This window comes from Paraburkholderia sp. Ac-20347, assembly GCF_017104805.1.
In the GTDB taxonomy this organism is placed as follows: domain Bacteria; phylum Pseudomonadota; class Gammaproteobacteria; order Burkholderiales; family Burkholderiaceae; genus Paraburkholderia; species Paraburkholderia tropica.
In genome coordinates this window covers 1-16,763 of sequence record NZ_JAAGPN010000095.1, presented here as the reverse complement: position 1 = coordinate 16,763, position 16,763 = coordinate 1, and the positions used below count along the sequence as shown (strand labels likewise).

Genomic DNA, 16,763 nt, shown 5'->3' with positions numbered 1-16,763 from the left:
GTGGTGAGTTTGAAAACCTTTCTTTGAAAACCCTGGGAACCCTGATTACCGGATTCCGAAGCAATGCGCGGCGCTCAGTCGAGCGGCCAGTTCGCGCGGCTCGCGGCGCGCACGTCCTGCGCCGATTCGAGCATCAGCACGTCCTGCGCGCGATCGCGGCACAGCGCGAAGTCGAGCTTGCGCACGCGCGCCTTGATCGACGGCACCGAGACCGGATCGACCGACAACTCGGTCACGCCGAGACCGACGAGCAGCGGCACCGCGAGCGGATCGCCCGCCAGCGCGCCGCACACACCGACCCACTTGCCGTGCTTGCGCGCACCTTCCACCGCGATCGCCACGAGGCGCAGCACGGCCGGATGCAGGCCGTCGGCCTGCGCGGCGAGATCGGGCTGGCACCGGTCCATCGCGAGCGTGTACTGCGTGAGATCGTTGGTGCCGATCGAGAGGAAATCGGCGTGACGCGCAAGCTGGTCGGCCAGCAACGCCGCCGACGGCACCTCGATCATCACGCCCACTTCGACGCGCGTGCTGCGGCCCGCTTCGCGCGCGAAGGCGTCGATGCGTTCGCGCAGACGCACGAGTTCGCCCACGTCGGTGACCATCGGCAGCAGAATGCGCAGCGCGCCTTCGGGCTTCACGGCCACAAGGCCGCGCAACTGGTCGTCGAGCAGATCGGGGCGCACCTGCGCGAGCCGGATGCCGCGCAGACCGAGCGCCGGATTCGGCTCGGGCGGCAGCGTCAGATAATCGACTTCCTTGTCGGCGCCCACGTCGAGCGTGCGGATGATCGCCGTGCGGCCCGCGAGCGCTTCCGCGATGGCCTGATAGCTCTGGCGATGCTCCTCGACCGTCGGCGCAGCCTGACGATGGATGAACATGAGTTCGGTGCGCAGCAGGCCCACGGCGTCGGCGCCGTTGTCGACGGCCGTGCGCGCGTCGTCGAGCGTCGCGATATTGGCCGCGACTTCCACCGCGTGGCCGTCGCGCGTGGCGGCGGCTTCGTGCGAGGTGCGACGGTTCGCTTCGCGCACGCCCGCGAGGCGCTGCTTCTCGGTGCGCGCGCGTTCGATGTCGGCGGCGCTGGGCGCGAAGGCGAAACGGCCCGCGCTCGCGTCCACGATCACCTGCGCGCCTTCTTCGATCTGATGCAGCGCGTCGCCCAGCGCGACCAGCGCCGGAATGCCGGCCTGACGCGCGATGATCGCGGCGTGCGAGGTCGCGCCGCCGCGCGCCATCACGAGCGCCGTCACGCGCGTGCGGTCGAGCGTGGCCAGATCGGAGGGCGTGAATTCGTCGGCGGCGAGGACGGCTTCGTCGGGCAACTCGCGTTGCGCCGCGCCGTTCGCGCCGTTCGCACCGGTCGCCCCGCTCGTATAGGCGAGCGAGCGCAGCACGCGCTTTTCGAGGTCGCGCAGATCGGCGGCGCGTTCCGCGAGCAGCGGATCGTCGACCTTGCCGAGCACGGCGATCTGCGCGCGGATCGCCTCGCGCCACGCGAAGCCCGCGCTCTTGCCGAGGCTGATGAGATCGCGCGCGGCGTCGATCAGCGTCGGATCTTCGAGCAGCACGCGATGCATCTGGAAGATGCCCGCTTCGCCGATCGCGCCGCGCTGCGACGCCGTGCGCACGGACGCTTCGAGTTCGGCGTCGATGGCCGCGACGGCCTTGTCGAGCAGACGGCTTTCCGCCGCCGGCGTGCCGCTCGCGAGTTCGGGCGGCGTGAGTTCGGCGTCGTCCCAGCGGACCAGCTTGCCGACCGCCACGCCCGGCGCGGCGCACACGCCCATCAGCGTGCCCGGCGTGCTTTGTTGTGCGCCTTGTTGTGCACCTTGCTGCGTGGTTTGCGCGCTGGTCACAGCAGAAGCGACCGCGACCGGCGCAGGCGAAAGCTCGCGCGCAGGCGTTTCGGACGCTTCGCCCGGTGCCTCGCGCAGCAACTCGCCCGCCACGGCGTCGACGGCCTTCTGCGCCTCGCGACCCATGCCGACGAGTTCGACGGTCGAGCCCTCGCCCGCGCCCAGCCCGAGCAGGCCGACCACGCTTTCGATGGCCGCCTTGCGCTCGCCGTAACGCACCTCGACGCGCGCATCCAGACCGCGCACCGCTTCGCGCGCCCGCGCCGCGGGCCGCGCATGCAGACCGCCCGCATGCGCGAGCGTGACGGTGCGGCGCACTTCGTCCATCACCACATTGGTGACGCTCGCCGCGACAGCCGCGCCGTCGCGCGCGCGCAGCACGAGCAGTGTCGTCTCGCCCGCGCGCACGTGGCCCGCGCCCGCGCGCTCGACGACTTCGAACGCATCGGAGTTCGCGATCGCGATCACCGACACCAGACTCGGCGCGTGACACGCCACGATATCGAGATCGAATTCGATCAGCAGATCGCCACGGCGCACCTGCGCGCCCTGCTCGACCTGGGGCGTGAAGCCCTTGCCGTTCAGCTCGACCGTGTCGATGCCGATGTGCACGAGAATCTGCGCGCCTTCGGCGCTTTGCAGCGTGACGGCGTGGCCGGTGCGCGCGAGGTGCATGACGGTGCCGTCGCACGGCGCGACAAGGCGGCCGACGAGCGGATCGACGCCGATGCCGTCGCCGAACAGACCTTCCGAAAACACCGGATCGGGCACCGATGCGAGCGGCACGACCGGTCCGGTTAGCGGCGCGACGAGTTCGACGCGCGCGGCGGCATGTTCCGGGTTCATCAGACGGGACTCCTGGATGCGTTCCATCAGCTTTCCAATCTAGTGGGTTTCGGTGACTTTGTTCAGGAAGCGCGGCTCGTCCGGATTGCGTCCGCGCGCGGCGGCGAGACCCGCCGCCATCACGTAGAACGACAGGATCGCGGCGATCGGATCGAGCGACGCATCGGCGGCCGTGACGAGCGGCAACGTGGCGTCCGGCACGTCGGCGGGCGCGGCGAGCAGCACGCGCGCCCCGCGCTTTTGCATGTCGCGCGCAAAGTCGACGAGACCTCCCTGTTCCGGTCCGCGTGGCGCGAACACGAGCAGCGGATAGTCGCGATCGATCAGCTCCATCGGACCATGACGCACTTCCGCACTCGAAAACGCTTCGGCCTGGATGCTCGACGTTTCCTTGAGCTTGAGCGCCGCTTCCTGCGCGATCGCGAGCCCCGGACCGCGCCCGATCACCAGCATCTGCTTCACGTCGCGCAGTTCGTCGACGGCCTTCGACCAGTCGAGCGTGCCCGCGCGTTCGAGCGCGTCGGGCAACGCGCGCACGGCGTCGAGGAAGGCCGCGTCGCGCTGCCAGAAGGCGACGAGTTGCGCCGACATCGCGAGCATCGCGATATAGCTCTTGGTGGCCGCGACGCTCAGCTCGGGACCGGCGAGCAGCGGCAATTCGTTGCCCGCGGCTTCGGCGAGCGGCGAATCGGCGACGTTGACCATCGACGCCGTCAGCGCGCCCGCTTCGCGCAGCACGCGCATCGTGGCGACGAGATCAGGACTCCTGCCTGATTGGGAGAAAGCGAGGCCGAACTGGCCGCGCACACGTAAGGGCGCCTGCTGGAGCGTGGCGATCGACATGGGAATCGAGGCGACCGGCACGCCGAGGCGGCTCATGGTAAGCGCGGCGAAATAGCTCGCCGCGTGGTCGGAGCTGCCGCGCGCGACGGTCAACGCGACCTGGCGCGGCTCGGCTTGCAGCACGCCTGCGAGCGCCTCGACGCGCGAGGTGTCCGCGAGCTGCGCCGCGACGACGCCGGCCGAGGCCAGCGCTTCTTTAAGCATATTCGACAATCGATTCTCCTTCGACATAGGTCGCGGTGAGCGCCAGTTCGCGGTCGAACACGTTGACATCGGCCCATGCGCCGCGCACGAGGCGGCCACGGTCTTCGATGCCGAGGTAGTCGGCCGCGTAGCGCGACAGGCGCGCGGATACGTCCGCGATCGGCAGGCCGAGCGAGACGAGATTGCGCAGCGCCTGATCCATGGTGAGCGTGCTGCCCGCGAGCGTGCCGTCGGCGAGACGCACGCCGCCGAGGCACTTCGTCACGTGCTGGCTGCCGAGGCGGTATTCGCCGTCGGGCATGCCGGTGGCCGAGGTGCTGTCGGTCACCACATAAAGGCGCGGAATGGCGCGCAGCGCCGCGCGGATCGCGCCCGGATGCACGTGCAGCAGGTCCGGAATGATCTCCGCGTATTCCGCGTGCGCGAGCGCCGCGCCGACCAGCCCCGGATTGCGGTGGTGCAGCGGCGACATCGCGTTGAACAGATGCGTGAAACCGCAGGCGCCGTGCTTGAGCGCGGCGACGGCGTCGTCGTAGGTGGCGAGCGAATGGCCGAGTTGCACGCGCACGCCGCGCGCCGCCATTTCACCGATGATCTCGATATGACCCGCGATTTCGGGCGCGACGGTCACCACGCGGATCGGCGCGATGGCGAGGTACTTGAGCACTTCGTCGAGCACCGCCGACACGGCCGCGTCGGGCTGCGCGCCGAGCTTGCCCGGATTGATGTACGGCCCTTCGAGGTGCACGCCCAGCACGCGGGCGGCGCCCGGCGTGCGCTGGCGCGCGACGTCGCCGAGGCCCGCGACCACGCTCATCAACTCGTCGCGCGGCGCGGTCATGGTGGTGGCGAGCAGGCTCGTCGTGCCGAAGCGCGCGTGGGTGCGCGCGATGGTTTCAATGGCGTCGCCCGCTTCCATCACGTCGGCGCCGCCGCCGCCGTGCACGTGCAGATCGATGAAGCCGGGAATGATGTACGGCGCGTCGTTCTTCGACGGATCGGCGGCCTCGCCCTGAATCGACGTGATGCGGCCGTTTTCGAACGACAGCGTGCCGTTGATCCAGCCTTCGGGGGTGAGAATATTTCCGCTCAGCATGAGATTTTTCCGATGTTGCGCGCGACGTTGGCCGGCGCGCGATAAGTCGTTACGTCGATGTCCATGAGAGAGTCCTGACGCAGCTGTGCGTTCCGTCCGACCTTGAATTCGTCCGCTTTTTCGCCTGCCACTTTTTTCATTGCCGCAGCTCCGCGACGAAGTCGTAATAGCCGTCGCGGCAGTACGTGTCCGTCAACTCGATGGCGCGCTGGTCGGGCGAAAAACCCACACGCGTGATCACGAGCAGCGCCGCGCGCGGCTCCACACCCATCAGCGCGGCGATCTCACCGGTCGCATTCACGGCGCTGAAGTGCTGCAGCGCGCGCACGACGGGCTGGCCGCGCGATTCGAGGTACGCGTACAACGAGCCGTCGATCAGCGCCGGATTCGGCACGATGGACACCGGCAGCGCGGAATGCTCGACGGCCATCACGGTGCCGTCCGCGCGGCGCAGCCGCCGCAGACTCGTGACCGACGCGCCCGGCGACAAACCGAGCTGGACGATTTCCTCGCGCCGCGCCGGGCGCACTTCGCGCTCGAGCCACACCGAATCGGCGGTGAAACCGCGCTGCTCCATCTTTTTCGTGAAGCCGGTGAGGCGCGACAGCGGGTCCTCGACGCGCGGCGTGATGAAACTGCCCGCGCCGCGCGCGCGCCGGATCAAACCCTGCTCGACGAGCAGTTCGATCGCCTTGCGCGCGGTGATGCGCGACACGCCGATGGCGTCCGACAGCGTGCGCTCCGAAGGCAACGCCTCGCCGGCCGACCACACGCCGCAGTGAATGGCCGTGGCAAGGTTGCGCGCCAGCTGCAGATAGAGCGGCGTGACGTTGCGCGCGTCGGGCATCAGGGCAGACCAACGGGTTTCCATGGAACTCCGGCCAGCAGTGGACAGATCGTGGGGCGCCCGGACGACTCGGCATTGACGCTCGGCGGCCCGGTTCGAAAGCGAGCCCATTATATAACCACAATAATACCAGTCAACGCGTGCGCGATCTTTCTCTTACACAAGAAAATATCGCGAAAAAACAAAGACTTGCACGAACACATAAGGCCTGGAGCGGTGCCGGAATGGCCTCGGTGTTTTCCCTGGAGAGCCCAATTCTGGGCTGAGAATAGCGGACCACAGACCCGCTAAATGGCATTGCGGACCGCACCACCGTAATACCGCTGTAGGACCAATACCCCTGCGCAAAGGCAAAGAACAATATCGTCAGACGCCGACATCCCATATAGTGGCACTTGACCAATCTCAACGAATGACGACGGGGTAAGAAGGTTGTCAAACGAATCCGACACGAGACGGCATGCAGAAGCCGTCCTGCAGTTCAATCGCTTCTATCGAAAGTTTCTGGGCACACAGGTCGGCGGCCTCCCGCCCACGCCCTACTCGCTGACGGAAATGCGCATCCTGCGCGAACTGGCCAGCAATAGCGCCGAAACCGCCGCCGCGCTCGCGCGCAATCTCTCGCTCGATTCCGGGTATCTGAGCCGCATCCTGACGGGTTTCGAGCAACGCGCGCTGATCGCGCGCGAGCCCTCGAAGGCCGACGCGCGCCAGACGCTGCTGCGTCTGACGGAAGGCGGCCGGGCGGCCTATGCGGCGCTCGCCACCGCTGCTGTCGGCAATATCGAGAACGTGCTGGCGCGGCTGACGAAGGACGAGCAGGCGCGGCTCGTCGAGGCCATGCGCGTGGTGCAGCAGCTTTTGAGCTAGGCGCCGTCGCGCATTCACGGCGACGCCCGTCTGGCGTCGCGCCAAAGAAAAAAGCCGCTTCTTTCGAAGCGGCTTTTTCGTCTGCGGCGATGAAGCGCCCAAGTGGCGCTTATCTGTCAGCGCTTAGAACGACGGGACCATCGAGCCCTTGAATTCGTTCTTGATGAACTGGCGTACGTCTTCCGACTGGTAAGCGGCGACCAGCTTCTTCACCCACGGCTTGTCCTTGTCCTGCGCGCGCACGGCGATCAGGTTGGCGTACGGGCTGTGGATGTCTTCGATCGCGATCGCGTCCTTGGTCGGCTGCAGGCCGGCGGCGAGCGCGTAGTTCGTGTTGATCACGGCAGCGTCGACATCGCCGAGCGCGCGCGGCAGTTGCGCGGCGTCCAGTTCGACCAGCTTCACCTTCTTCGGATTCGACGCGACGTCGAGCGGCGTGGCGTTGTTGCCGTTCGTGCCCGCGCCGGCGCGCAGCTTGATCAGGCCCTTGCTCTGCAGCAGCAGCAGCGCGCGGTTTTCGTTCGACGGATCGTTCGGCACCGCGACCTTCGCGCCTTGCGGCAGGTCGTTGAGCGACTTCAGCTTCTTCGAGTACACGCCGATCGGCGAGATGTACGTGAGACCCGCGTTGACGATCTTGTAGCCGCGTTGCTTGATCTGGCTGTCGAGGTACGGGCCGGTCTGGAAGCTGTTGGCGTCGAGGTCGCCCGAATCGAGCGCCGCGTTCGGCTGCACGTAGTCGTTGAACTCGATGACCTTGACGTTCAGGCCTTCGCGCTTCGCGACCTTCTGGACCACGGCCCAGACTTGCGCGTCCGGACCCGACACGGTGCCGACCTTGATGACCTGGTCGTCCGCGCGTGCGCCGAAGCTGGCTGCGAGGGTGGTGGCGGCAACGCCGGCGAGGAGAGCTTTAATCAGATTTCTGCGCTGCATGGAGAGAGATTCCCGCTTGTTCCGTACTTGGTGCGTATGTGACGCGTGATTTGTCGCGTGTTTCGCCGCGTGGTCGCGGCTGTCACGGCGCCGATCGCGGCAGCGTCATGCGCCGCGCGTCTGCGCAGTCATAAATGATCCCATATGATGGCCGCCCCGCGAAATAAAGAAATCGCATACGGGTATGCCGGCGGGCGCCAGTGCACGCGGCGAGGCGTGCCCGGGCGCAGGGTCAGCTGTTGATATCGAGCAGGATCTTCAGGTCGTGCAACCACGGCGTGACGCCCTGGCCGTCGCGCGCGAAGAGGCGCAGCTTGCCCGTGGTGTCGAACACGTAGCTGGCCGCCGTGTGGTCCATCGTGTAGTTGTCGGGTGTGGTGCCCGGCACCTTCGCGTAGTAGACGCGGAAGTCCTTCGTGATCTGCTTGAGCTGCTCGTCGTTGGCCGGACGCAGCGCGATGAAGGTCGGATCGAACGCGCTGACGTACTGGCTCAGAATCTCGGGCGTGTCGCGTTGCGGATCGACGCTCACGAAAATCACCTGCACGCGCTTCGCGGCGTCGGGACCGAGTTGCTGGAGCGCCTGCGAAAGCTCGGCCATCGTGGTCGGGCACACGTCCGGACAATGCGTGTAGCCGAAGAACAGCACGACCACCTTGCCCTGGAAGTCCGCGAGCGTGCGCGTCTTGCCGTGCGAATCGGGCAGCGAGAAGTCCTTGCCGAACTGCGTGTTGCCCGTGATGTCGAGATTCGAGAACGACGGCGGCTGCTGGCCGCATCCTTCGAGCGCGAGCGTGCCGCCCACGAGAGCGGTCGCCGCGAGCGCGACGACCGTGGCGCGCGCGAGGCGCGCAAACGAAGTGCGGACCATCGCGTTACGCCCCGATGAGTGCGTGCACGTAATGATCGACGAGCAGCGCGACGAACAGCAGCGAGAGATAGATGATCGAGTAACGGAACATCGCGCGCGCGAGGTCGTCCGAATACTCGACATAGATCCTCCAGGCGTAGGCGAGGAAGATCGCGCCGAGCAGCACGCTCGACACCAGATACAGCAGACCGCTCATGCCCGAGATATAGGGCATCAACGCCACGGCGAAGAGGATCAGCGAGTACAGCAGGATGTGCAGACGCGTGTACTTCTCGCCGTGCGTGTTCGGCAGCATCGGCAGGCCCGCGGCTTCGTAGTCCTTGCGGCGATACAGCGCGAGCGCCCAGAAATGCGGCGGCGTCCAGACGAAGATGATCAGCACGAGAATCCACGCGTCGCCCGGCACGTGACCGGTGACGGCGGCCCAGCCCAGTGCGGGCGGCATGGCGCCCGAGGCGCCGCCGATCACGATGTTCTGCGGCGTGGCCGGCTTGAGCAGCAGCGTGTAGATGATCGCGTAACCGATGAAGGTCGCGACCGTGAGCCACATCGTGAGCGGATTCGTGAACGTGTAGAGCACCCACATGCCCACGCCGCCGATCACCGCCGAGAACAGCAGGATCTGCCGGCTCGTGATCTCGCCGCGCGCCGAAGGACGCCACGACGTGCGACGCATGCGGGCGTCGACCTTTTGTTCGACGAGACAGTTAATTGCGAAGGCTGCGCCGGCCGTCAGCCAGATGCCGACGGTGCCGCCGATCAGCTGCTTCCAGGGCACCATGCCCGGCACGGCGAGGAACATGCCGATGACCGCGCAAAACACGGCCAGTTGGGTGACGCGCGGTTTGGTCAGCGCGAGATATTGCGAAACGCGGCTGCCGGGCGACTGGGGGAGGGTTGTACTTTCCATAGGGCGGGATCACACCGCAGCGGTGTCGCGCGCAGGGAGAACGGCGCGGCCGGGGCGGCTACAAGCAATTCGAAAGTTTAGCACGACGAGCAAAAGCAGCAGGATCGCCGCGCCACCGTTGTGAGCCACCGCGATGGGCAATGGCCATTGCAGGACGATGTTCGAAAGTCCTGTCAGGAACTGGAGGGCGATCACGATCAGAACCCAGTTCGCGGGACGGCGCAAGGAGGCATAGCGCCGCATTTTCAAGGCGAACCCTACCAGATACGCGATCACCACGAAGGCAAACGTGCGATGCGTCCAGTGGATCGCGACCAGCGCGTCCTGTGTGATGACGTCGCCGTTGCCGTCCATGCCGAGCGCGCGCCAGAGATGGAAGCCGTGATGGAAATCCATCGGCGGAATCCATGCGCCGTTGCAGGTCGGGAAGTCGGTGCAGGCGAGCACCGCGTAGTTCGTGCTCACCCAGCCGCCCAGCGCGATCTGCGCGATCAGCAGCACGAGCCCGATCAGCGCGGCCGCGCGACAGCGTGCGGCGTCGGGCTCGTAGGCGGGCAGCGGCGTCATACGCGCGGCGAGCCACGCGAGCGCGCCGAGCAGCGTGAGACCCAGCATCAAATGCGTGGTGACGATGATCGGTTGCAGCTTCATCGTCACGGTCCAGGCGCCGAACACACCTTGCACGACGATCAGGCCGAGCAGCGCCGTCGGCCACCACGGCGAGACGTGCAGCGGCATGCGCTTGATGCGCGCGCGCCAGGCGATCGCCGTCTGCGCGATGATCAGCACGCCGATCGCCATCGCGAAGTAGCGGTGAATCATTTCGATCCACGCTTTCGACATGCTGACGGGACCGGTGGGCATGGCCAGATGCGCGGCCGCGATCTGCGCGTGCGCGATGAACGGCGACGAGGTGCCGTAGCAGCCCGGCCAGTCGGGGCAGCCGAGGCCCGAATCGGTGAGACGCGTGAAACCGCCGAACATGACGAGGTCGAGCGTCATGAACGTCGTGAGCCACACGAGCTTGCGAAACTTGTTGTCGTCGGCCTTCACCCAGACCCACGAGAGCGGCAGCAACGCGATGCACAGGCCGATCAGGCCCAGCTCCAGGATAAACATCTCTTTCTCTTACTCTTCTCTGTCAGACTCGCGCTGCGCACCTTAACCGATGCGGGACCACTTGAGGAGCTTTGTGACGTCTTGTTTGATCTTCGACGGATCCGGCTGGGCCGGGAATCGCATCATCAGATTGCCGTTGGGATCGACCAGATAAATGTGGTCGGTGTCCTTCGTCGTGTCGGTGGCGGGCAGCCACGCGGCCACGGAAACCGGATCGGCGCGCAGCATGCGCGTATCCGCGTAAGCCTGCTTCACCTTGTCGGGCACGTTCGCGTCGTCGGTGCGCAGAAACACCGTGACGATGCGCTCGCGCTCCGCGCCCTGGGTCGCGCGCACCTGGCGCATGAAATAGAGCTTCTGCGCGCAGGCTTCGTTACATGCGCCGCCGTCCACCGTCAGCATCAGCCAGCGGCCGCGCAGTGAGGCGAGCGGCACTTCGCGGCCGTCGTCGCCGGTCACCATCAGCGCGGACGGGATCGTGCGCTGCGGTTCGATCAGCGTGCCGTAGCTCGTGCTGCCGCCCTTCGGCTTGATCACGTAATACGTGAAATACGACAGCACGATCGGCGCGCCGCAAATGATGGCGATGAGCAGCAGCATCCAGCGGCCGCGTTGCCACGAACCTTTCTGCTGGGCGTTGCCGCCGCGCGCCGCGTGGCGCGAGACCTGCGATGTATCGGGTGTGTGCGTCGACACTGCTTGAACCTCGTTGTTGTCGCTTCCGGTTTGTCCTGCGCTGAACTGAGCCAGCGGACGATACGGCCCCATCGGATGATCAGGCGTCCTTCGTGCCCGGCATCGGACCGTGCATGCGCTCTTTTGCCGCAGCCCGGCGCGCCGCATACAGCCCGAATCCGAGCGCCGCGGCCGCCATGCCCCACCACTGGAGCATGTAGCCGTAGTTGCGTTCGACGTCGGTGGCGGGCGCCGGCCAGTCGCGCACGAGGCCGTCCTTGAAGGCCGGCACGAAGGCGGTCTGCTGGATCACGAAGGGTTGCAGGGGCAAACCGGTTTCCGCCGCGTAGGAAGCGACGCCGAGATTCTGCCGTATCTTCTGATGCGCTGCAGAGCCGCCGGCACCCAGCTCGTACGCGCGCGAGGCGTCCGCGCGCGCGATGCCTTCCACCGTGACCGTGCCCGACGGCGTGTCATAGGGCGCGATCGTCTCGCGGTTATCGATGCTGCGCGGCAGCCAGCCGCGATTCACGAGCACCACGCCGCCGCCTTCGAGTTTAAGCGGCATCACGACGTAAAAGCCTGGCTGGTCGTTATACGGACGATTGTCGAGATACACCACGCGTTCGGGCAAAAACGTGCCGGTCGCGCGCAGGCGATGGAACTCGACGTCCTTGAGCGCGAGCGGCGCAGCGCCCACGGTTTGCGGCGTCGCGTTTTCGTACTGCGTGATCTGCGCCTGCAGCGCTTCCTTCTGATGCGCGCGGTCGCGCTGCCAGAAGCCGAGCCGGATCGTCACGGCCATCACGATCAGAATGAGCAGCGCGGGAACGAGGCGGATTTTCATCGGGCACGACCCATGCGCGAAATACCGGTGATCGCCGCGATCGAACCCCGCACGGCGAACCTCGGTGCCATAATGAGACGGGCGTTTTCAGTCATGCCAAATTCCGTGAACTTCATGCACATCCTGGTCCCTGTTGCGTTCGCGCTGATCATCGCCAGCATGATCTCGGCGCTCTACTTCATGATGCACGACCGGGGCCGCACCAAGCGCATGGTCTGGTCGCTCGCCACGCGCGTCGGCCTCTCGATTTCGCTCTTCCTCTTCATCCTCTTCGCGCACTGGATGGGCTGGATTCAGTCCACCGGCATTCCGTACGGCCGCTGATTCGCGCAGGCTTTCCCGCCGGATCGTCAGGACTTCAAAGACAAAAACGCCGCGCCGACGAGGTCGGAGCGGCGTTTGCGTTCTGTTGTCGCCGCGAAGCGTCGCGCCACGCGCTCAGAGCCACTCAGAGCCAGTACACGACGACGTACAGCCCCAGCCACACCACGTCCACGAAGTGCCAGTACCACGCGGCGCCTTCGAACGCGAAGTGATGCTCCGCCGTGAAGTGGCCGCGAAGCATGCGGATCAGCACCACGGTCAGCATCGTTCCGCCGAGGAACACGTGGAAGCCGTGGAAGCCCGTAAGCAGGAAGAACGTCGAACCGTAGATGCCCGAAGCGAGCGTGAGGTTCAGTTCGCCATACGCGTGGATATATTCGAACGCCTGCAGGCACAGGAAGCACAGCCCCAGCACGATCGTGGCCGCGAGCCACGCGATGGCCTTGGTGCGATGGTTCTCGCGAAGCGCGTGGTGCGAGACCGTGAGCGTCGCGCCCGACGAGAGCAGCAGCGCGGTGTTGATGGTCGGCACCGGCCAGGGCGTCATCGAGCGGAAGTGCGAGACCAGTTCCGCCGGGCCGTTGTTCGGCCACACCGCCGCGAAGTCCGGCCAGATCAGCTTGTAGTCGAGGCTGCCGAGCTGGTGCAGCGCGATCTGGCGCGCGTAGAACAATGCGCCGAAGAACGCGCCGAAGAACATCACCTCGGAGAAGATGAACCAGCTCATGCTCCAGCGGTACGACACGTCGACGCGCTTGCCGTACATGCCGCCCTCCGATTCGGCGATCGCGTCGCCGAACCAGTGATAGAGCGTGAACAGCAACCACAGCAATCCGATCACGACGCCGATCGGCGCCCACGAATCGCCGTTGATCCACGACGCGAGCGAGGCGAGCATGACCAGAAGTCCGAGCGCCGCGCTGATCGGATGCCGCGACGGGTGCGGAATGAAGTAGTACGGGCTATCGTTTTGGCCGCTCATGCCTGATTCTCCAATTTCCAGTTGCTCCGGCCGCAGCCGGCTATGTGTCTCTCGTTGCGTCGCTTGTTGTGTTGCTGCGCTTGCTGCCTGATCTGCTTCCGTTGTTTCGTCTTGCGCCGCGCGCGGCATCAACCCACCACCGCGTGCACGATCAGCAACAGCACGACGATGAACAGCACCGCGCCGATAATGCCCGCCGCGATCAGCGCCGCCGGATGTAGCTGCGCGGCGTCGGCTTCGAGGTCCGCGCGCTTGCGCACGCCGAGAAACGACCACGCGACCGCCTTCACGAGCTGCAGGACGCTGCCCTTTTTCGCGTTGCCGTCGCCGTTCGTACCGTTTCCGTTCATCTGCGCTTCATTGCGTGGGTGCAGCGTCATCGGTGGAATTCACGCGCCTGCCGCCTGCTTCGGCGCGGCCGGCACCGCCGGCTTGTTCAGCTCGAAGAAGGTGTACGACAGCGTGATCGTCTTCACGTCCTTCGGCAGCTTCGGGTCGACCACGAACACCACCGGCATGCGTTTCGTCTCGTTCGCCTTCAAGGTCTGCTGCGTGAAGCAGAAGCACTCGATCTTGCGGAAATACTCGGTCGCCTGCTTCGGCGCGTAGCTCGGAATCGCCTGCGCGTCGATCGTGCGTCCTTCGTTGTTCGAAATGTCGTACATCACGGTCATGACTTCGCCCGGATGCACGTCGATGCTGCGCTGCTCCGGCCGGAACCCAAGCAGCCCGCGCGCGTTCGCATCGAGTTCGATCGACACCGTGCGCGTCATGTCGACCTGCGTGTTGCGCGCCTCGCGCTCGGTGGCGTCGCGCTGCACGAGATTGTTGATGCCGGTGATCTGGCAGATCGCGCGATACATCGGCACCAGCGCGAAGCCGAAACCGAACATCAACAGCGCCACCACGACGAGCTTCACGAGCATCGATCGGTTGAAGGCGCGGTCGTTTTCGGCGTGCTGCGTGGACATCGGACTTCCTCTTACGGTAAGACGGCAAATGCCCCGGCGTCAGTGGCCGGCGAAATACACCTGCTTGACGACGCCGGCCAGAAAGAAGGCCGCGACGACCGCCAGCAACACGAGGCCGAGCCGGCGGTTGCCCGCGCGAATCTGCTCGGGCGTGCGTCTTTTGTCTGTATTGCGCGTCATGCTCGCGGGCCCGTTGGCCGCGTCCGTTCCGGTCATCGTGATGCGCATCGTGAATCGCTCCTCGTTGCGTGCTGCGATGAAAACCGCACAAAGACGGCGGCGTGCGTTAGCGGATTGGCGTCGTTGTTCGGCGCGTTCTGCGTGTTCGTCGTGTCCGGCAAGGTGCGCCGGACACCGCGTTCCGAAGGCGGCTTATTCGACCGTCGGCGGATTTTCGAAGGTGTGGAACGGCGCCGGGCTCGGCACGGTCCATTCGAGACCGGTCGCGCCGTCCCACGGCTTGTCGCCGGCTTTTTCCAGATCGCCGCCGCCGCGATACACGGGCAGCGCCACGAAGAACAGGAAGTACACCTGCGAGAGTCCGAAGCCGAATGCGCCGATCGTGATCACCTGGTTCCAGTCGGTGAACTGGGCCGGATAGTCCGCGTAGCGACGCGGCATCCCGGCGAGGCCGACGAAGTGCATCGGCAGGAACGCGAGGTTGAAGAACACCAGCGAGCACCAGAAGTGGATCTTTCCGCGCATCTCGTTGTACATCCAGCCGGTCCATTTTGGCGACCAGTAGTACCACCCTGAGAACAGCGCGAACAAGGACCCCGCCACCAGCACGTAATGGAAATGCGCCACCACGAAATAGGTGCCGTGATACTGGATGTCGAGCGGCGCCATCGCGAGCATCAGGCCCGAAAGTCCGCCGAACGTGAACACGATCAGGAAGCCCACGGCCCACAGCATCGGCGTTTCGAACGTCAGCGAGCCGCGCCACATCGTGGCGACCCAGTTGAACACCTTCACGCCCGTCGGCACCGCGATCAGCATCGTCGCGTACATGAAGAACAGCTGGCCCGTGACCGGCATGCCCGTGGCGAACATGTGGTGCGCCCAGACCATGAACGAGAGAATCGCGATCGACGCCGTGGCGTACACCATCGAGCTATAGCCGAACAGCGGCTTGCGCGAGAACGCCGGAATCACCTGCGAAACGATCCCGAACGCCGGCAAGATCATGATGTAGACCTCGGGATGGCCGAAGAACCAGAAGATGTGCTGGTACATGACCGGATCGCCGCCGCCCGCCGCGTTGAAGAAGCTCGTGCCGAAGTGACGGTCGAACAGCAGCATCGTGATCGCGCCCGCGAGCACCGGCATCACGGCGATCAGCAGGTAAGCGGTGATGAGCCATGTCCACGCGAACATCGGCATCTTCATGAGCGTCATGCCCGGCGCGCGCATGTTCAGGATCGTCACGACGATGTTGATGCCGCCCATGATCGACGAGGCGCCCATGATGTGGACCGCGAAGATCGCGAAGTCCATGCCGGGGCCCATCTGCGTGGAGAGCGGCGCGTAGAGCGTCCAGCCCGCGGCCGTCGCGCCGCCTGGCGCGAAGAACGAGCCGACCAGCAGACACGCGGCGGCCGGCAGCAGCCAGAAGCTGAAGTTGTTCATGCGCGCGAACGCCATGTCCGAGGCGCCGATCTGCAGCGGCACCATCCAGTTCGCAAAGCCCACGAAGGCCGGCATGATCGCGCCGAACACCATGATCAGGCCGTGCATGGTGGTGAGCTGGTTGAAGAACTCGGGCCGCATGATCTGCAGTCCGGGTTCGAACAGCTCGGCGCGGATGCCGAGCGCCATCACGCCGCCCGACAGGAACATCACGAACGAGAACAGCAGATACAGCGTTCCGATGTCCTTGTGATTGGTGGCCAGCAGCCAGCGTCGCCAGCCGTGCGGTGTCTCGTGCGCGTGATCGCCGTGCACGTGGCCGTGCCCTGCTACATCGTGTCCGATGCTAGACATGACTCTCTCCTGAAGCGAATTGCTTTGCGTCTCTTACTGCAGTTTGGTCAGGGCGTGCGAAAGCCCGCTCGTACTGCGTACTGCGCGTTTATTAAATTCTTATGGACTGCTTGCCGTCGCGGCCGTGTTGCAGGCCGCCCGGCTCAAGCCGCCGGGCTGATCGCCACGCGGCGCGCCTCTTTCGGGTCGGCGCCGCCAGTAACGGTTTCCGGCTTCTTCATGATGATGTGGTCTTCGGCGATGCCGGCCGCCTTCAGCGCATCGCGCACGGCTTGCGCGCGATGCTTGGCGAGTTCGGCGTTCGCGTCGGCCTTGCCGCTCGCGTCGGTGTAGCCCGAGAGCGTGAATTTCGCGTCGGGATGCGCCTTCGCGTAATCGGCGGCGGCCTGGATCGCGTCCTTCGCGTCGGCGGGCAGCGTGCTCTTGCCGATCTCGAAGTAGACGTTCGCGGGCAGCGACGCGCTGGCTTGCGCCGCGCCGGAAGCTTGATCCGCACCGCTCGCGGCGGCGGCCTGATCCGCGCCCGACGCAGCGGAAGCGCCCGCCGCACCGCTCGCCGCACCCTGATCCGCACCCGCCG

General features: G+C 65.8%; 19 protein-coding genes. 2 read left to right on the top strand and 17 right to left on the bottom strand.

The features are described from left to right. Nucleotides 1–74 precede the first annotated feature (74 nt). From ptsP to G3N97_RS19035, 5 genes are read right to left on the bottom strand one after another with little or no spacing between them, the layout of a single operon-like run. Nucleotides 75–2,732 (bottom strand): phosphoenolpyruvate--protein phosphotransferase, encoded by a 2,658-nt coding sequence (ptsP, locus tag G3N97_RS19055; protein ID WP_205994616.1) that lies wholly within the window; start codon nt 2,730–2,732, stop codon nt 75–77. A 12-nt stretch (nt 2,733–2,744) separates the two neighbouring features. Beyond that, nucleotides 2,745–3,752 (bottom strand): SIS domain-containing protein, encoded by a 1,008-nt coding sequence (locus tag G3N97_RS19050; RefSeq protein WP_205994630.1) that lies wholly within the window; start codon nt 3,750–3,752, stop codon nt 2,745–2,747. Continuing rightward, entirely contained in the window at nt 3,745–4,848 is a 1,104-nt protein-coding gene (gene nagA, locus G3N97_RS19045) for an N-acetylglucosamine-6-phosphate deacetylase (RefSeq protein ID WP_110325353.1), read from the bottom strand. The genes G3N97_RS19050 and nagA overlap by 8 nt, the downstream gene beginning before the upstream one ends. Then, complete coding sequence (locus G3N97_RS19040; RefSeq protein WP_205994615.1) at nt 4,842–4,988, bottom strand: hypothetical protein; 147 nt, start codon at nt 4,986–4,988, stop codon at nt 4,842–4,844. Before G3N97_RS19040 ends, nagA begins: the two co-directional genes overlap by 7 nt. Then, on the bottom strand, nt 4,985–5,719 hold the full coding sequence (locus G3N97_RS19035; RefSeq protein WP_065062155.1) for a GntR family transcriptional regulator: 735 nt from the start codon (nt 5,717–5,719) through the stop codon (nt 4,985–4,987). Before G3N97_RS19035 ends, G3N97_RS19040 begins: the two co-directional genes overlap by 4 nt. Nucleotides 5,720–6,127: 408 nt before the next feature. Between G3N97_RS19035 and G3N97_RS19030 the strand changes: the two genes are divergently transcribed. Beyond that, nucleotides 6,128–6,565, top strand: coding sequence for a MarR family winged helix-turn-helix transcriptional regulator (locus G3N97_RS19030; protein WP_205994614.1), 438 nt, complete (start codon nt 6,128–6,130; stop codon nt 6,563–6,565). A 123-nt stretch (nt 6,566–6,688) separates the two neighbouring features. On the opposite strand, the gene G3N97_RS19025 is transcribed toward G3N97_RS19030, so the two are convergent. From G3N97_RS19025 to G3N97_RS19000, 6 genes are all read right to left on the bottom strand, one after another. Then, nucleotides 6,689–7,501 carry a MetQ/NlpA family ABC transporter substrate-binding protein gene (locus G3N97_RS19025; protein WP_205994613.1) on the bottom strand — a complete coding sequence of 271 codons (813 nt, stop codon included), beginning with the start codon at nt 7,499–7,501 and terminating at the stop codon, nt 6,689–6,691. A 232-nt stretch (nt 7,502–7,733) separates the two neighbouring features. Further along, complete coding sequence (locus G3N97_RS19020; protein ID WP_205994612.1) at nt 7,734–8,372, bottom strand: SCO family protein; 639 nt, start codon at nt 8,370–8,372, stop codon at nt 7,734–7,736. A 4-nt stretch (nt 8,373–8,376) separates the two neighbouring features. Beyond that, nucleotides 8,377–9,282: a heme o synthase gene (gene cyoE, locus G3N97_RS19015; RefSeq protein ID WP_205994611.1), complete on the bottom strand. Its 906-nt coding sequence runs from the start codon at nt 9,280–9,282 to the stop codon at nt 8,377–8,379. Between the two features lie 9 nt (nt 9,283–9,291). Next, on the bottom strand, nt 9,292–10,401 hold the full coding sequence (locus tag G3N97_RS19010) for a COX15/CtaA family protein (RefSeq protein ID WP_205994610.1): 1,110 nt from the start codon (nt 10,399–10,401) through the stop codon (nt 9,292–9,294). A 42-nt stretch (nt 10,402–10,443) separates the two neighbouring features. Continuing rightward, nucleotides 10,444–11,097, bottom strand: a complete 654-nt coding sequence (locus G3N97_RS19005; RefSeq protein ID WP_205994609.1) for a cytochrome C oxidase subunit I — start codon at nt 11,095–11,097, stop codon at nt 10,444–10,446. Between the two features lie 79 nt (nt 11,098–11,176). After that, nucleotides 11,177–11,923: an SURF1 family protein gene (locus tag G3N97_RS19000; RefSeq protein ID WP_205994608.1), complete on the bottom strand. Its 747-nt coding sequence runs from the start codon at nt 11,921–11,923 to the stop codon at nt 11,177–11,179. Nucleotides 11,924–12,037: 114 nt separating this feature from the next. Between G3N97_RS19000 and G3N97_RS18995 the strand changes: the two genes are divergently transcribed. Then, nucleotides 12,038–12,247, top strand: coding sequence for a twin transmembrane helix small protein (locus tag G3N97_RS18995; protein WP_028201826.1), 210 nt, complete (start codon nt 12,038–12,040; stop codon nt 12,245–12,247). A gap of 124 nt (nt 12,248–12,371) precedes the next feature. On the opposite strand, the gene G3N97_RS18990 is transcribed toward G3N97_RS18995, so the two are convergent. The 6 genes from G3N97_RS18990 to G3N97_RS18965 form a co-directional block, all read right to left on the bottom strand. Next, nucleotides 12,372–13,229, bottom strand: a complete 858-nt coding sequence (locus tag G3N97_RS18990) for a cytochrome c oxidase subunit 3 (RefSeq protein WP_205994607.1) — start codon at nt 13,227–13,229, stop codon at nt 12,372–12,374. 128 nt (nt 13,230–13,357) lie between these two features. Continuing rightward, nucleotides 13,358–13,579 carry a DUF2970 domain-containing protein gene (locus G3N97_RS18985; protein WP_205994606.1) on the bottom strand — a complete coding sequence of 74 codons (222 nt, stop codon included), beginning with the start codon at nt 13,577–13,579 and terminating at the stop codon, nt 13,358–13,360. A gap of 39 nt (nt 13,580–13,618) precedes the next feature. Then, entirely contained in the window at nt 13,619–14,200 is a 582-nt protein-coding gene (locus G3N97_RS18980) for a cytochrome c oxidase assembly protein (RefSeq protein ID WP_074981452.1), read from the bottom strand. A gap of 39 nt (nt 14,201–14,239) precedes the next feature. Continuing rightward, a complete protein-coding gene (locus G3N97_RS18975) occupies nt 14,240–14,380 on the bottom strand; it encodes a cytochrome oxidase small assembly protein (RefSeq protein WP_216822702.1) in 141 nt (46 codons plus the stop codon). 192 nt (nt 14,381–14,572) lie between these two features. Then, complete coding sequence (gene ctaD, locus G3N97_RS18970; protein WP_065062134.1) at nt 14,573–16,183, bottom strand: cytochrome c oxidase subunit I; 1,611 nt, start codon at nt 16,181–16,183, stop codon at nt 14,573–14,575. A 143-nt stretch (nt 16,184–16,326) separates the two neighbouring features. Further along, nucleotides 16,327–16,763: OmpA family protein (locus G3N97_RS18965; protein ID WP_205994605.1), on the bottom strand; the 437-nt coding region annotated here is incomplete at its 5' end.

Excerpts from the sequence above, each read along its gene's own strand:
- ptsP (WP_205994616.1), bottom strand. The coding sequence starts at position 2,732 with ATGGAACGCATCCAGGAGTCCCGTCTGATGAACCCGGAACATGCCGCC.
- G3N97_RS19050 (WP_205994630.1), bottom strand. The coding sequence starts at position 3,752 with ATGCTTAAAGAAGCGCTGGCCTCGGCCGGCGTCGTCGCGGCGCAGCTC.
- nagA (WP_110325353.1), bottom strand. The coding sequence starts at position 4,848 with ATGCTGAGCGGAAATATTCTCACCCCCGAAGGCTGGATCAACGGCACG.
- G3N97_RS19040 (WP_205994615.1), bottom strand. The coding sequence starts at position 4,988 with ATGAAAAAAGTGGCAGGCGAAAAAGCGGACGAATTCAAGGTCGGACGG.
- G3N97_RS19035 (WP_065062155.1), bottom strand. The coding sequence starts at position 5,719 with ATGGAAACCCGTTGGTCTGCCCTGATGCCCGACGCGCGCAACGTCACG.
- G3N97_RS19025 (WP_205994613.1), bottom strand. The coding sequence starts at position 7,501 with ATGCAGCGCAGAAATCTGATTAAAGCTCTCCTCGCCGGCGTTGCCGCC.
- G3N97_RS19020 (WP_205994612.1), bottom strand. The coding sequence starts at position 8,372 with ATGGTCCGCACTTCGTTTGCGCGCCTCGCGCGCGCCACGGTCGTCGCG.
- cyoE (WP_205994611.1), bottom strand. The coding sequence starts at position 9,282 with ATGGAAAGTACAACCCTCCCCCAGTCGCCCGGCAGCCGCGTTTCGCAA.
- G3N97_RS19010 (WP_205994610.1), bottom strand. The coding sequence starts at position 10,401 with ATGTTTATCCTGGAGCTGGGCCTGATCGGCCTGTGCATCGCGTTGCTG.
- G3N97_RS19000 (WP_205994608.1), bottom strand. The coding sequence starts at position 11,923 with ATGAAAATCCGCCTCGTTCCCGCGCTGCTCATTCTGATCGTGATGGCC.
- G3N97_RS18995 (WP_028201826.1), top strand. The coding sequence starts at position 12,038 with ATGCACATCCTGGTCCCTGTTGCGTTCGCGCTGATCATCGCCAGCATG.
- G3N97_RS18990 (WP_205994607.1), bottom strand. The coding sequence starts at position 13,229 with ATGAGCGGCCAAAACGATAGCCCGTACTACTTCATTCCGCACCCGTCG.
- G3N97_RS18985 (WP_205994606.1), bottom strand. The coding sequence starts at position 13,579 with ATGAACGGAAACGGTACGAACGGCGACGGCAACGCGAAAAAGGGCAGC.
- G3N97_RS18980 (WP_074981452.1), bottom strand. The coding sequence starts at position 14,200 with ATGTCCACGCAGCACGCCGAAAACGACCGCGCCTTCAACCGATCGATG.
- G3N97_RS18975 (WP_216822702.1), bottom strand. The coding sequence starts at position 14,380 with ATGACGCGCAATACAGACAAAAGACGCACGCCCGAGCAGATTCGCGCG.
- ctaD (WP_065062134.1), bottom strand. The coding sequence starts at position 16,183 with ATGTCTAGCATCGGACACGATGTAGCAGGGCACGGCCACGTGCACGGC.